At 60.9% G+C, this 14,433-nt stretch carries 14 protein-coding genes; 3 read left to right on the forward strand and 11 right to left on the reverse strand.

The annotated features are described in order from the left end of the window. Positions 1-43 precede the first annotated feature (43 nt). Together adk and ppc are read right to left on the reverse strand one after the other, a co-directional pair. Positions 44-691, reverse strand: coding sequence for an adenylate kinase (gene adk, locus V3W40_RS02070; protein WP_010212617.1), 648 nt, complete (start codon positions 689-691; stop codon positions 44-46). A gap of 296 nt (positions 692-987) precedes the next feature. Further along, entirely contained in the window at positions 988-3,633 is a 2,646-nt protein-coding gene (gene ppc, locus V3W40_RS02075) for a phosphoenolpyruvate carboxylase (RefSeq protein ID WP_330214335.1), read from the reverse strand. Between the two features lie 184 nt (positions 3,634-3,817). Here ppc and V3W40_RS02080 point away from each other — a divergent pair, with 184 nt between their 5' ends. The 3 genes from V3W40_RS02080 (at position 3,818) to V3W40_RS02090 (ending at position 5,711) form a co-directional block, all read left to right on the forward strand. Next, entirely contained in the window at positions 3,818-4,162 is a 345-nt protein-coding gene (locus V3W40_RS02080) for a hypothetical protein (protein WP_027604509.1), read from the forward strand. 297 nt (positions 4,163-4,459) lie between these two features. Beyond that, the gene (locus V3W40_RS02085; protein ID WP_169899499.1) at positions 4,460-4,870 is read left to right on the forward strand and encodes a DUF4398 domain-containing protein; all 411 of its coding nucleotides are present in this window, start codon (positions 4,460-4,462) and stop codon (positions 4,868-4,870) included. Positions 4,871-4,925: 55 nt separating this feature from the next. Continuing rightward, positions 4,926-5,711 carry an OmpA family protein gene (locus tag V3W40_RS02090; protein WP_027604511.1) on the forward strand — a complete coding sequence of 262 codons (786 nt, stop codon included), beginning with the start codon at positions 4,926-4,928 and terminating at the stop codon, positions 5,709-5,711. Positions 5,712-6,148: 437 nt separating this feature from the next. Here the strand turns inward: V3W40_RS02090 and V3W40_RS02095 are convergent, their stop codons facing one another. The 9 genes from V3W40_RS02095 to V3W40_RS02135 form a co-directional block, all read right to left on the reverse strand. Further along, positions 6,149-6,472 carry a hypothetical protein gene (locus tag V3W40_RS02095; RefSeq protein WP_065926485.1) on the reverse strand — a complete coding sequence of 108 codons (324 nt, stop codon included), beginning with the start codon at positions 6,470-6,472 and terminating at the stop codon, positions 6,149-6,151. Between the two features lie 169 nt (positions 6,473-6,641). Further along, positions 6,642-6,968, reverse strand: coding sequence for a hypothetical protein (locus V3W40_RS02100; protein WP_003172217.1), 327 nt, complete (start codon positions 6,966-6,968; stop codon positions 6,642-6,644). Next, the gene (locus V3W40_RS02105) at positions 6,965-7,870 is read right to left on the reverse strand and encodes an alpha/beta hydrolase (RefSeq protein ID WP_330214336.1); all 906 of its coding nucleotides are present in this window, start codon (positions 7,868-7,870) and stop codon (positions 6,965-6,967) included. The genes V3W40_RS02100 and V3W40_RS02105 overlap by 4 nt, the downstream gene beginning before the upstream one ends. A gap of 27 nt (positions 7,871-7,897) precedes the next feature. After that, complete coding sequence (locus V3W40_RS02110; RefSeq protein ID WP_027604513.1) at positions 7,898-9,175, reverse strand: flavohemoglobin expression-modulating QEGLA motif protein; 1,278 nt, start codon at positions 9,173-9,175, stop codon at positions 7,898-7,900. 21 nt (positions 9,176-9,196) lie between these two features. Continuing rightward, on the reverse strand, positions 9,197-9,745 hold the full coding sequence (locus tag V3W40_RS02115) for a hypothetical protein (RefSeq protein WP_065926486.1): 549 nt from the start codon (positions 9,743-9,745) through the stop codon (positions 9,197-9,199). A 15-nt stretch (positions 9,746-9,760) separates the two neighbouring features. Then, on the reverse strand, positions 9,761-10,477 hold the full coding sequence (locus V3W40_RS02120; protein WP_027604515.1) for a TetR/AcrR family transcriptional regulator: 717 nt from the start codon (positions 10,475-10,477) through the stop codon (positions 9,761-9,763). A gap of 106 nt (positions 10,478-10,583) precedes the next feature. Next, the gene (lysS, locus tag V3W40_RS02125; RefSeq protein ID WP_065926487.1) at positions 10,584-12,086 is read right to left on the reverse strand and encodes a lysine--tRNA ligase; all 1,503 of its coding nucleotides are present in this window, start codon (positions 12,084-12,086) and stop codon (positions 10,584-10,586) included. A 90-nt stretch (positions 12,087-12,176) separates the two neighbouring features. Further along, positions 12,177-13,272 (reverse strand): peptide chain release factor 2 gene (gene prfB / locus V3W40_RS02130; protein WP_098465888.1). Its coding sequence is split into 2 segments (ribosomal slippage): positions 12,177-13,199 and positions 13,201-13,272, totalling 1,095 coding nucleotides; the frame shifts between segments, so codons are not numbered across the junction. Between the two features lie 156 nt (positions 13,273-13,428). Further along, positions 13,429-14,430: a response regulator gene (locus V3W40_RS02135; protein WP_065926488.1), complete on the reverse strand. Its 1,002-nt coding sequence runs from the start codon at positions 14,428-14,430 to the stop codon at positions 13,429-13,431. Between the last annotated feature and the right edge of the window lie 3 nt (positions 14,431-14,433).

Raw genomic sequence — 14,433 nt, forward strand, 5'->3', positions numbered from 1 at the left:
CAACGGCCCGCAAGCGGGCCGTTGTCTATCAGCCGATAAAGGATCAGCTCAATGCTTGCAGGACCTTGGCAGTGATGGCTTCTACCGAGCCGACGCCAGGGATATGGCTGTACTTCGGCTTGCCTTGGGCTGCGGACAGCTTCTGGTAGAAATCCACCAGCGGCTTGGTCTGGGAATGGTAGACCGACAGGCGATGACGCACGGTTTCTTCGGTGTCGTCCTTACGCTGCACCAGGTCTTCACCGGTGACATCGTCCTTGCCTTCAACTTTGGGCGGGTTGTAGACGGTGTGGTACACGCGGCCGGAGGCTTCGTGGACGCGACGACCGGCGATACGCTGGACGATTTCTTCATCTTCAACCGCGATTTCCACCACGGCGTCCAGCTCGACGCCGGCTTTCACCAGGGCTTCAGCCTGGGGAATGGTGCGTGGGAAACCATCGAACAGGAAGCCGTTCTTGCAGTCTTCCTGGCTGATGCGTTCCTTGACCAGGTTGATGATCAGGTCATCGGAGACCAGGCCACCGCTGTCCATCACGCTCTTGGCGATCAGGCCCAGCTCGGTGCCGGCCTTGACGGCAGCACGCAGCATGTCGCCGGTGGAGATTTGTGGAATGCCGAATTTTTCAGTGATGAACTTTGCCTGAGTACCTTTACCGGCCCCGGGAGCTCCCAGCAGAATGACGCGCATCGATGTGCTCCTCAATTTTTTATAGAGATGACGCTCGGATTCGCCGCGAGGGGCCAATCGCGTAAAAATATAGGGCTCATGAAAACATGGGCCCAGGCCGCCCAAACGGCCAAAGGCTGATCAAGATACACAGCGGGCCCTAACCACACAAGCCGCCAAAAGTCGCAGGAACCCGCGCCACGCGTACGTCATAGGTAGGGTGTGCCTGAGTGCAACCCGTGCTGTAAACGCCGACCACCCCTTTCAGGGCGGCCGTCGTGGTTTATCCGCAAGCCTTTGAGAACACGCAAAAAACCTCAGCCGGTGTTGCGCAGGCCGGCGGCAATACCGGCCACGGACACCAGCAACGCCTGTTCCAGAGGGCTGTCCTGCGCGGCTTCCTGGCGACGCGAGCGCGCCAGCAACTCGGCCTGCAACAGGTGCAAGGGATCGAGGTAGGTGTTGCGCAGGCGGATGAACTCCAGGGTGTCAGGGCTGTGGGCCAGCAGTTGCGACTGGCCGGTCAGGCCAAGCACCACGTCGCAGGCCTGCGACAATAGGTCGCGTAAGTGCGCCCCCAGTGGCAACAGGTCCGGCTGCACCAGGCGCTCGTCATACAGGCGCGCAATATCGGCATCGGCCTTGGCCAGGACCATTTCCAGCATATCGATGCGGGTGCGGAAGAACGGCCACTGTTCGCGCATCTGCCCCAGCAGTTCACCTTCGCCGCGCTCCAGGGCCTTGCTCAACGCGGCCTCCCAACCCAGCCAGGCCGGCAGCATCAGGCGAGTCTGGGTCCAACCGAAGATCCACGGAATGGCGCGCAGGCTTTCTATACCACCGGCGCGACGCTTGGCCGGGCGACTGCCCAGAGGTAGCCGGCCCAGCTCCTGCTCCGGGGTGGATTGGCGAAAATACTCGACGAATTGCGGATTTTCCCGCACCACCGCACGGTAAGCGCTGACGCCGTCGGCCGCCAATTCATCCATCAAATGGCGCCACGCCGGCTCCGGTGGCGGCGGTGGCAGCAATGTCGCTTCCAACACGGCGGCCAGGTAGAGATTGAGGTTCTGTTCAGCAATGTCCGGCAAGCCGAACTTGAAGCGAATCATCTCGCCTTGCTCGGTGGTACGGAAACGCCCCGCCACCGAACCCGGCGGTTGCGACAGGATCGCCGCGTGGGCCGGGCCGCCGCCACGCCCGACGGTGCCGCCGCGACCGTGGAACAGCAGCAATTCCACCTGTTGCTCACGGCAGATATCCACCAGCCGCTCCTGGGCCCGGTACTGCGCCCAGGCGGCGGCGGTGGTGCCGGCGTCCTTGGCCGAGTCGGAGTAGCCGATCATCACTTCCTGCGGGCCCTGCAAGCGCGCCCGGTAGCCTGGCAGCAGCAACAGTTGTTCGATCACGGGACCGGCGTTATCCAGGTCGGCCAGGGTTTCGAACAGCGGCATCACGCGCATCGGCCGTTGAACGCCCGACTCTTTAAGCAGCAGCTGCACCGCCAATACGTCCGACGCGGCACCGGCCATGGAAATGACATACGAGCCTAACGATGCGGCAGGCGCGGCGGCCACTTCCTTGCAGGTATTGAGCACTTCGGCCGTATCGGCCGATGGCTTGAAATAGCCCGGCAACAGCGGTCGACGGTTGGCCAGCTCCTTCATCAGGAAGCTGATGCGCATGTCTTCGTTCCAGTCCTCGTAACGGCCCAGGCCCAGGTAATCGGTGATTTCAGTCATCGCCGCCGAATGACGACTGGAATCCTGGCGCACATCCAGGCGCACCAGAAATAGACCAAAGGTTACGGCCCGGCGCAGGCAATCGAGCAGCGGGCCGTCGGCGATCACGCCCATGCCGCACGCGTGCAACGACTGGTAGCACAGCTCCAGTGGCTCGAGCAGATCGCGGTTGTTCTGCAACACCTCGGCAGGCGCCGGCGTGCTGCTGCTCAACGCGGTATGGGCCCATTGGCGCGTGGCGCGCAGGCGTTCGCGCAGTTGCTTGAGCAGGGCACGATAAGGTTCGACGCTGTCGCCGACCTTGGCCTGCAACGCCGGGCTGGCCTGTTGCATCGACAGTTCGGAGGCCAGGTGGTCGATATCGCGCAGGTACAGGTCGGCCGCCATCCAGCGCGCCAGCAGCAACACCTCGCGGGTGACCGGCGCGGTGACATTCGGGTTGCCGTCACGGTCGCCGCCCATCCACGACGCAAAGCGGATCGGCGCGGCTTCCAGCGGCAAACGCAGGCCCGTCGCCGCGTGTAACGCCTGGTCGGCCTTGCGCAAGTAATTGGGGATGGCGTGCCACAACGAATGCTCGATCACCGCGAAGCCCCACTTGGCTTCATCCACCGGGGTGGGCCGAGTGCGGCGGATTTCTTCGGTGTGCCAGGCTTCGGCGATCAAGCGCTGCAGGCGCTGGCGGATCTGCTCGCGCTCAGCGCTGGTGAGGTCGCGATGATCCTGCAGCGCCAGTTGCGCGGCGATGGCGTCGTATTTCTGGATCAGGGTGCGGCGTGCCACTTCGGTGGGGTGGGCGGTGAGGACCAGTTCGATGTCCAGGCGCCCCAACTGGCGGGCGAGGGACTCATTGCTGTGGCCCTCGCCCTGCAGGCGAGCCAGTAACTCCGGCAATACGCGGGACTCGAACGGCGCCGGTTGCGACTCGTCGCGCCGGTGAATCAACTGATACTGCTCGGCGATATTGGCCAGGTTGAGGAACTGGTTGAAGGCCCGCGCCACCGGCAGCAGTTCGTTTTCCTGCAACTGATTGAGGCTGGCGCTCAGTTCATCACCCGCGGCTTTGTCCGGGGCGGCTCCGCGGCGGTCGGCCTTGGCGCCTTTGCGGATCTGTTCGATCTTGGCGAGAAAATCATCGCCGTACTGCTCTCGAATGGTGTTGCCCAACAGTTCACCGAGCAGGTGAACATCCTCACGCAAGCGTGCATCGATATCACTCATCAGCCAATCTCCAGCCAGAAATCCGGGACGCGCAGGTGTGTCAGAGTGCCGCCGGCATCGTTTTATGACAAGACTTTAAACCTTGTGACTTGCAGCTAGTCTCAAGTGTGAGCCGCCGCGTTTATCCACGCGCACGGCTGGTCACTCATCACCGCCTGCCACCGCAGGCTTTATTGAGGTTGCCATGAAAATTCGAGAACTGGCCCAGCATTGGGAAGAGAACGCCAAGGGTCGCCTGACCAAGACCGAGTACGCCATCCATCTGGATGTGGAGGCTGCTGCACGGCTGGCAGCCATCGCCGAGATGTACCCTAAGCGCCACACCGAAGAACTGCTCGGCGAGCTGATCGGTGCCGCCCTTGAGGAGCTGGAAGCCAGCTTTCCCTACATCAAGGGACAACAGGTCATCGCCACCGATGAAGAGGGCGACCCGCTCTATGAGGACGTCGGGCCAACGCCGCGGTTCCTGACCTTGTCCCGTCGCTATCTGCATGATTTGTCTGCCAGTGCCGACGACCAAAAGCACTGACGGACTCGATTGACACCCATCTGAACCCCGTATTCCGGGCCTCTGCCGAGGCTCGGAGTACCCCTGCACGTGGCAAAAGTTCCAACTTTTTACCCTGACCAATCAGTCAGATATTTTTTTAGGCAAATCGCCATCTCTTCTGAACTTTTGAAAAAAGCCTCCGGTCACAGCCAGTAAGCCATCACTTGGAACGGCCGTTTGAAAGGGCCTGTCGCGCTTTACCGCCGCGCCCCAAGCCGTTCACCGACTGCGATGGATTTTGATGTTTTTAGGAGCTATCCAATGGAGTTGAAGACGATGAAGACCAGCACTGCCAAATCCACGTTTAACCACCTGCGCGGGCTTAAATTGGCCGCGCTGGCAATCGGCACCAGCTTCGTTTTGGCTGGCTGCGCCGGCAACCCGCCAACCGAGCAGTACGCGGTGACTCAGTCCGCGGTCAACAGCGCAGTGAGCGCCGGCGGTACCGAGTACGCAGCAGTTGAAATGAAATCGGCCCAGGACAAGCTCAAGCAAGCCGAAATCGCCATGCACGACAAGAATTATGACGAGGCGCGTCGCCTGGCCGAACAGGCTGAATGGGATGCTCGCGTTGCAGAGCGCAAGTCCCAGGCGGCCAAGGCCGAACAGGCTGTGAAGGATTCCCAGAAAGCTGTTCAGGAGCTGCGTCAGGAAGGTATGCGCCCGGCTGCTATCCAGCAGAAATAAAGCGCCGCGCCTGATTGCACTGCACCCGATATCGAATTGAAAGGACGACACGACTATGCGTAAACAATTGATGATCCCTGCCCTGCTGGCGATGAGCGTTGCCCTGGCGGCCTGCTCTACCCCGCCCAACGCAAACCTGGAAAACGCACGGACCAACTTCTCGTCCCTGCAAACCAACCCGCAAGCCACCAAGCTTGCCGCGCTGGAAACCAAGGACGCCAGCGATTGGCTGGACAAGGCTGACAAGGCCTACCGCGACAAGGAAGACCAGAAGAAGGTCGATCAACTGGCCTACCTGACCAACCAGCGCGTTGAAGTGGCCAAAGACACCATCGTGCTGCGCGAATCCGAAGCCAAGCTGAAAAACGCCGGCGACGAACGCGCCCGTGCCCTGCTCGAGGCCCGTGATGCGCAGATCAAGCAGCTGCAGGACAGCTTGAACGCCAAGCAAACCGAGCGCGGTACTCTGGTGACCTTTGGCGACGTGCTGTTTGCCACCAACAAGGCCGACCTGAAGTCCAGCGGCCTGGTCAACATCAATAAGCTGGCGCAGTTCCTTCAGGAAAACCCGGATCGCCAGGTGATCGTTGAAGGTTACACGGACAGCACAGGCAGCGATGCCTACAACCAGAGCCTGTCGGAGCGACGTGCCGCTTCTGTGCAGGTTGCGCTGATCAAGATGGGCGTTGACCCACGCCGCATCGTGACCACCGGCTATGGCAAGGAATACCCGGTTGCCGACAACGGCAGCGTCTCGGGCCGTGCCATGAACCGCCGCGTTGAAGTGACCATCTCCAACGATAACCAGCCGGTCAAGCCACGCTCGTCCGTCGCCAACTGATTGATTGATGCTGGATAAGAAAACCCACCTTATGGTGGGTTTTTTTTGGGCTCGCCGAATTGGACAGGACGGTTTGTGTCCTCCGCTGGCAGCTCAATCTTCGGGGCATGGGCCTGTTTCGGCAAATGCTCCATCAGTTGCTTTTTCTGCTCCCGAGCTTGCTGCCGTTCCAGATCCTCATGGCACCTGACCATATCCCGCATGTTGCGTAATGCCGGACTTTCAGGAGCTGCAGGATTTGCAGGATTTGAAAAAATAGATATCGCCACTTTCTCGGCCCTGAAGTGTGTAAGTTACACCGCTTTCTGTGGCGTCTTGCGCGATATGGTTCCAAATAAATCCCGCCCCCCTGTGGACATTGAGCGGGCCGTGGCTAACCTGACCCCGGATACACAAAAACCCGCCTATGGCAGGCGGGTTTTTCCACGGGTGGGCAATCAGGTGTTGATCGAGCCCCCCCCCTGATAGTCGGGTTGCGGAATCTGGCCATTGCCCTGGCCGCCTTCGCCGCCTTGGCCGCCCTGTGCACCTTGTTGCTGCAGTTGTGCAAGCAGCTTCTTCAGTAGCTCCTTCAGGTCCTCGAGACTCTCTCCGCCGCCGGCCCCACCGCTTCCCTGCCCACCCTGGGAGCCTTGTGACTCCATTTGGTTAATTTTGCTTTTTACGTCATCAATCTGTTGGTTGAGGTCTCCCTGGGAGCTCCCGCCGGCGCCATAGCTGCCCGTATTCACTGGAGACTGTGTTCCGCTGATGCTTGTCATAAATGTCGACTCCACAATAACTAACGAAAAGGACCGATCAGTCACACCGATCAGTCCATAGTCTGTGGCGGGCAAATAGAGATGGTTCCGGCCTGGGAAGACTCGGACCTGCACCAAGGGACGAATCCCCAGGCTGAGTGGCGTTTTCCCACGGACTCGACGCGCTGGCTTACTGCTGCAGTTGCGGGGTTTCCTGGCCCATGCAACGCACCGCCTGCTTTTTGTTGTTGACCAACACTCCACTCAAGCCTTTTTGTTCGGTATCGAACATGACCAGCACACCATCGACGCACTGTGCCACTTGAGCGGCCGGGGTCAGGGAGATCTTGTAGTCCTCGCCCGGCACGGTCTTGAGCATGGTGAAGTCGCTGAGCAGCAACGCATCCTCAGGCTTGGCGAAGTGCAAATAGCCGTAGTACCACAGGCAGCCGACGGTGCCGATGATGGTGCCGATACCGGTGAGGATCAGCGGGATCATGTTGCGTTCTTCACTCATTGCGGGCTCTCTGATGGATCAACTTTAGGAATGGGGTAATTCGGAATCTCGCCCAGGCGGCGCAGGCCGTTGAAGTGCTGCGGGTCGTCCAGATAGCGCAGCATCACGGTTTGCCAAGTCTTGTCGGCAAAGGTCTGCACATGGCCGCCGCGGGTCAACTGCAATACCCGTGGCGGCGGCGCGGCCTGATACAGGCGGATACCGTTGGCCACGGGCACGATCGGGTCATCCAGGCTGTGGAACAGCAATTTCGGCACGCCGGTCAGTTGCGGCATGGCGTTGATCGCGCTGTCGGCGTCGGGCACCAGCCAAGACAAGGGCACCTGGAAGGGCCATGTTAACCAGGAGGTGCTCAGGGCGAATTGTCCTACGTCACGATAACTGGCCGGCACGCCGTCCAGTACCAGGGCCTTGAGTTGGACTTGACGCTGCGGGTGTTCCGCCAGGTAATGCACCGCCAGCGCACCACCGAGGCTTTGACCGAGGACGATCAACGGCTGGCCCTGGGTTTCGGGCGCCTGGTCGAGCCAGTTGAACGCCGCGTCCACGTCCTGATAGATCGCTGGCAGCGAGGGCTTGCCTGCCGACAGCCCGTAACCGCGATAGTCCAGCAGCAGTACCTGGTAGCCCTGCTCCGGCAACCACCAGCTGCCGCCCAGGTGCCAGGCCAGGTTACCGCCGTTGCCGTGCAGGTGCAGCACCGTGCCCTTGAGAGGTACGCCGGGTTTGGCCGGCAGCCACCAGGCATGCAGCTTGACGCCGTCGGCGGTGGTGAGGGTGACATCACGGTATTGCAAGTGCGCTTTTTCGGGCGTGAATGGCAGGCCGGGTTCGGGGTAGAACAGCAGCGAGCTGCAACCGTTCAATGTGAGTAGCAGGCACAGAATGCCGAGGATTCTCATCCGTTGAAGCCTCGTGAATAACAACGTTTAAAGGATATTGGAGTAATCCGCCTCGATCCGGTCCAGGCTCAAGTGGTTGAGGAAGTTGGAGAAACACATCCACGCCGCCAGTGCATTCATGTCGCGGAACTGCTCCGGCAGGTACTTGGGCGGCACCACCAGGCCTTCGTCCACCAGTTGGCGCAAGGTGCGCATGTCTTCCAGGGTGGTCTTGCCGCAGAACAGCAGCGGCACTTGCTCCAGCTTGCCTTTGCGCACGGCCAGCTGGATGTAGTTGTAGACCATGATAAAGCCCTTGAGGTAGGACAGATCCTTGGTAAACGGCAGGCCGTTCGGCACCGAGCCACGGAATACCCGGCTGGCGTTGCCATAACTTTCGGCCATTTCAAAGCCTTGCTCGCGGAAGAACTCGAACACCTGCAGGAAGTCGGCACCCTCTTCCACCATGTGGATCGCACGGGTGCGGTTGGTCAGCTTGCGCAAGCGGCTCGGGTAGGAGGCGAACGTAATGATCTCCATGAGGATCGCCAGGCCTTCCTGGGTCACGGTGGACGACGGCGGGCCCTTGGACAGGAACGTGCAGATCGGCTGGTTCTGGCCGTTGAGCGTGGTACCGACATGCACCAGGCCTTCGTGGACTTCCAGCGCACGCACGTCGCGGTCGTTGAACATCGCGTCGGCGCGGATCTTGATGTAGTCGGCTCCCGCTGCGGCATCGGCAACGATGCCGTCGGACTCAAACACCCGGATGGTCTCTTCGGCTTCGCCAAATACCTTGTTCAGGCGGGTTTGCAGCAGGGCCACGGCGTCCTTGGCGGTCAGGGTCTTGGCTTCGTCCTTGAGGTCGCCACGGCCGTCGATATTGTTCAGGTAGTCGGAGAGCATCAGGCCCAGGTCAGCCAGGGTCGGGTCGCCGGCGTGGAAGGCGTCGGAGGCGGCGCCGTACAGCTCCTGGGAAATCAGGCCGAAGTCCTCGGTGCCGCGGGCTTCGAGCATGCGCACCACCATGCGGTATTCGCGGCACATGCGGCGCATGATCTGCCCCACCGGGCTGAACTGGCCGAGGCGGCGAGTGATGTCGCGTTCGATGTTCTGGAATTCCAGCTTTACCGCACTGGAGTCGAACGACAGCGGCCGGTTCAGGTAATAGTCGCGATCCACGGCGGGCATGGCCTTGCCCTTGGCCTTGAGGAATCCCTGGCGAATGTTGTCGTCCCACTTCACGGCGTCGAGGACGCGAATCGGTGTTTGCGCCAGCACAATGCGATCGGACAAGCTGCGTATCGTCTGCTGGTAATCGTCCACCCGGTGCTTCCTCTTTAAACGTTATTTGCCCGCACGCTGGTAGCGCACGGCTTCAACGAACACATCGGCATTGGCCGGATCATCCAGGTAGGCAAACACCTGGCTCATGGAACTGTCGACCCGTACGCCGGCGCCTTCGACGGTATCCACGCTGCTGCCCTGCAGCACCTGTTGCCCGATGGCCTGGTGAATCTGTTCGAGGTCGAGGTTATAGACCACCAATTCGTGCTTATCGTCGAACTCGAACCCCGCCAGGAAGTAATGCCCTCCGAACCGGGCCGGCAACGGTGCCGACAGGTACCAGCGGTTGCCATGACGCGAAACGGTAAACAGGTACTCATCGCGCTGGGCCGGCGTGGCTTTAGGGTAGCTCACCGCCTTGTAGCGGTGCTCACCGGCACGGCTGATGCGCAGATTGAGCGGTTCGCCCCAGGCATTCCTGCTGGTCCAATGGCCCAGCAACTCATCCGGTGCCGCCTCATGGGCGGGCAACGGGTCCTTGAACGTGACCAGGCAACCGCTGAGCAACAGGAACGACAAGGCGATTACCGCCACACGCCAGGTTTTCATTGGACTCCCCCGGTGTCAGACCGAGGCCAACACCAAATGCATGTAACGCTTGAGGATCTCAAGCATCTCTTCACCGGTCAGAGGCTCTGCGCCGCCCAGCAGGCCCTGATATTCCATCCGACTGATAATCGCCGTCAACACCTTGGCGTCCTGTTGCGGCTCGCGGGAGCCCAATACCTGGAAAAACTGCCCCGTGCCCTGCAACAGGATCTGCTGGTGGGAACGCACCAGCTCAGCCAGGCGCGGGTTGAGCAAGGCTTCCTGGCGAAAGGCCTGTTCGGCCATCAAATGCTCGCGGCGGTTGGTCAACTGGCGCAGCACATAGTCGGCGGTCAGCCGCGCGATGTCATCGGCCAGTTGCGAGCGCGATTCCGGGCTGCCATCGCCATAGGCGACCATCTCACGCAGCAGGCCTTCGTTACGCACCCATAGCTTGCCCATGAAGGCGGCGCTGCGTTCAACGTACTGGGCGAAGGTATCGGTGAGCAGGTCATCGATGTCCTTGAAGTAATAGGTAGTGGCTGACAACGGCACACCGGCCTCGGCCGCCACGGCCCGATGGCGCACGGCCCGCACGCCATCGCGCACCACGATGCGCATGGCTGCATCGAGAATGTCTTGCCTGCGTTGCTCGCTGCCCCGACGGCTGGCCTTACGGCCCTGGTACTGGACGCTTTCAGCCACGGCAGCGGCAATGCCGGCGGCACCTTCTTGAGCGGTTACGCGGTTCACGACACACATCCTTGAATAGATCAAAACCTGGCGCTGTTTGCTTGACGCTTAAAAACGCCACATAAAAAAGCCGCCTTATAAAAGGCGGCTTCGGATTTCGCTACATTTACGCTTGTGGCCGCATGTGCGGGAACAAGATCACATCGCGGATCGACGGCGAGTTGGTCAACAACATCACCAGGCGGTCGATGCCGATACCTTCACCGGCCGTTGGCGGCATGCCGTATTCCAGGGCACGTACGAAGTCGGCGTCGTAGTGCATGGCTTCGTCGTCGCCAGCGTCCTTGTCGGCCACCTGGGCCATGAAGCGCTCGGCCTGGTCTTCGGCATCGTTAAGCTCGGAGTAGGCGTTGGCGATTTCGCGGCCGCCGATGAACAGCTCGAAACGGTCGGTGACGTTCGGGTTGTCGTCGTTGCGACGGGCCAGCGGCGACACTTCGAACGGGTACTGGGTAATGAAGTGCGGCTGTTCCAGCTTGTGCTCCACCAGCTCTTCGAAAATCATCACCTGCAGTTTGCCCAGGCCTTCGAAACCGAGCACCTTGGCACCGGCTTTCTTGGCGATGGCGCGGGCCTTGTCGATGTCGTTGAGGTCGTCTGCGGTCAACTCAGGGTTGTACTTGAGGATCGAGTCGAACACCGACAGGCGCACGAACGGCTCGCCGAAGTGGAACACCTTGTCGCCGTACGGCACGTCGGTAGTCCCGAGGACAAGCTGCGCCAGCTCGCGGAACAGTTCCTCGGTGAGGTCCATGTTGTCTTCGTAGTCGGCGTAGGCCTGGTAGAACTCCAACATGGTGAATTCCGGGTTGTGCCGGGTCGAGACGCCTTCGTTACGGAAGTTGCGGTTGATCTCGAACACCTTCTCGAAGCCACCGACCACAAGACGCTTGAGGTACAACTCAGGCGCGATACGCAGGAACATTTCCAGGTCCAGTGCGTTGTGGTGGGTTTCGAACGGCTTGGCTGCGGCACCACCCGGGATGGTCTGCAACATCGGGGTTTCCACTTCCAGGAAGTCACGCTGCATCAGGAAGCTGCGGATGTGCGCGATGACCTGCGAACGCACGCGGAAGGTCTGGCGCACGTCTTCGTTGACGATCAGGTCAACGTAGCGCTGGCGGTAACGCTGCTCGGTGTCGGTCAGGCCGTGGTGCTTGTCCGGCAACGGGCGCAGGGACTTGGTCAGCAGGCGCACGCTGGTCATTTCCACGTACAGGTCGCCCTTGCCGGAACGGGCCAGGGTGCCTTCGGCGGCGATGATGTCGCCCATATCCCAGGTTTTCACCGAGGCCAGGGTTTCTTCGGACAGGGTTTTGCGGTTGACGTAGACCTGGATACGCCCGGTCATGTCCTGGATCACCATGAACGAGCCACGGTTGAGCATGATGCGACCTGCCACCTTGACCGGGATCGCCGCTTCTGCCAGCTCTTCCTTGGTCTTGTCCGCGTACTGCTTCTGCAAGGCATCGCAGTAGTTGTCGCGACGGAAGTCGTTGGGGAAGGCATTGCCCTTGGCGCGCTCGGCAGCCAGCTTTTCCTTGCGCAGGGCGATCAGGGAGTTTTCTTCCTGTTGCAGGGCTTGCGGGTCGAGTTGTTGGTCGCTCATGTCTTTAAATTTTCCATCAGGTTCGTTGTCCCAGGCGTAGGCCGGGGATCGCCGGCAAGGACTAGGCGTCCCCCCGGTTCCTACAAGGGGTTACAGGCCAGATTTCAGGCTGGCTTCCAGGTATTCGTCAATGTCACCGTCGAGCACCTTGTCGCAGTCGCTGCGTTCGATGTTAGTGCGCAGATCCTTGATCCGCGACGCATCGAGCACATAAGAGCGGATCTGGTGACCCCAGCCGATATCCGACTTGGTGTCTTCCAGGGCCTGGGAAGCGGCGTTGCGCTTCTGCATTTCCTGCTCGTACAACTTGGCCCGCAGCATTTTCATGGCGGTGTCCTTGTTCGCGTGCTGGGAACGTTCGTTCTGGCAGCTCACCACGGTGTTGGTCGGTACGTGGGTAATACGTACGGCCGAGTCGGTGGTGTTTACGTGCTGGCCACCGGCACCGGAGGAGCGGTAGGTGTCGATACGCAGGTCGGCCGGGTTGATCTCGATTTCCACCTTGTCATCGATCTCGGGCGAGACGAACACCGCAGAGAACGAGGTGTGGCGACGGTTGCCGGAGTCGAACGGGCTCTTGCGCACCAGGCGGTGTACGCCGATCTCGGTACGCAGCCAGCCAAAGGCGTATTCACCCTTGATGTGCACGGTCGCGCCCTTGATGCCGGCGACTTCACCAGCCGACAGTTCCATGATGGTGGCGTCGAAACCGCGTTTGTCGGCCCAGCGCAGGTACATGCGCAGCAGGATGTTGGCCCAGTCCTGGGCTTCGGTGCCGCCGGAACCGGCCTGGATGTCCAGGTAGGCGTTGTTCGGGTCCATTTCGTGGCTGAACATGCGACGGAATTCAAGCTTGGCGAGGTTTTCCTCGAGACGGGCCAGCTCGGCGACGACATCGCCCACTGCGCCTTCGTCGTTTTCCTCGACGGCCATGTCCAGCAGGTCGCGGCAATCGGCCAGGCCGGTATTCAGTTCGTCGAGGGTGTCGACGATCTGCGCCAGCGCAGCGCGCTCGCGCCCCAGTTCCTGGGCGTATTCAGGTTTGTTCCAGACACTCGGATCTTCAAGCTCGCGATTGACTTCGGTCAGGCGCTCATGCTTTTGATCGTAGTCAAAGATACCCCCGAATAGTTTCGGAGCGCTCGGACAGGTCCTTGATGGTGTTAAGGATCGGGTTGATTTCCATGGCGGGCAGCACTCGTTGGCGAACTTTTGAAAGCCGGCGAGTATAACGGCAAACGGGGGGGAGCGGCAGCCCGCCTGGCGAAAAGGCAGACTACGCAGGGTTAAATGTGGGAGGGGGCAAGCCCCCTCCCACATTTTGATCTGTTGCGGCCTCGAGTCACTCGATGCCGACCAGGTTTCGCCCGTTGTGCTTGGCCGTATACAAGCCCTTGTCCGCCGCCATGATCAACTGGCGGCAATCGGTACCCTGCACCGGCGTCATGGTCGACAGCCCGATGCTGATGGTCAGGCTCGAGCCTTCCGCCGGGGCGATATGCGGGATTTTCAGTGCGGCGACGGCCATGCGCAGCTTTTCCGCCACCAGGCGTGCCCCACCCGGCGAGGTGTTCGGCAACACCAGGGCAAACTCTTCGCCGCCGTAGCGTGCCGGCAGGTCCGAGGGGCGGCTGCTGGCTTCGCGGATGGTGTTGGCGACCTTGCGCAAGGCTTCATCACCCTCGACGTGGCCAAAGCTGTCGTTGTAGGTCTTGAAGAAATCCACGTCGATCATCAGCAATGACAGCTGGGTCTGGTCACGCATGGCGCGGCGCCATTCCAGCTCCAGGTATTCGTCGAAGTGGCGGCGGTTGGACAGCCCGGTCAGGCCATCGGAGTTCATCAGCCGTTGCAGCACCAGGTTGGTGTCCAGCAGCTGTTGCTGGCTGACCCGCAGCGCACGGTAGGCGGCATCGCGCTGCAACAGGGTCATGTAGGAACGCGAGTGATAGCGGATGCGCGCCACCAGTTCGATGTTGTCCGGCAGCTTGACCAGGTAATCGTTGGCCCCCGCCGAGAACGCCGCGCTCTTGATCAGTGGGTCTTCCTTGGTGGAAAGCACGATGATCGGGATGTTCTGCGTGGCCGGGTGGTTGCGGTATTCGCGCACCAGGGTCAAGCCGTCGAGGCCCGGCATCACCAGGTCCTGCAGGATCACCGTGGGCTTGATGCGGATGGCCTGGGCAATCGCCTGGTGCGGGTCGGCACAGAAGTGGAAGTCGATGTTTTCTTCGTGGGCCAGGCCGCGCCGGACGGCTTCGCCGATCATGGCCTGGTCGTCGACCAGCAACACCATGGCGGCGTTTTCGTCGGTCTTGATGTCGTCGATCTGTAAATCATTCATGTG

The organism is Pseudomonas sp. AM8, assembly GCF_036346475.1.
In the GTDB taxonomy this organism is placed as follows: Bacteria; Pseudomonadota; Gammaproteobacteria; order Pseudomonadales; family Pseudomonadaceae; genus Aquipseudomonas; species Aquipseudomonas marginalis.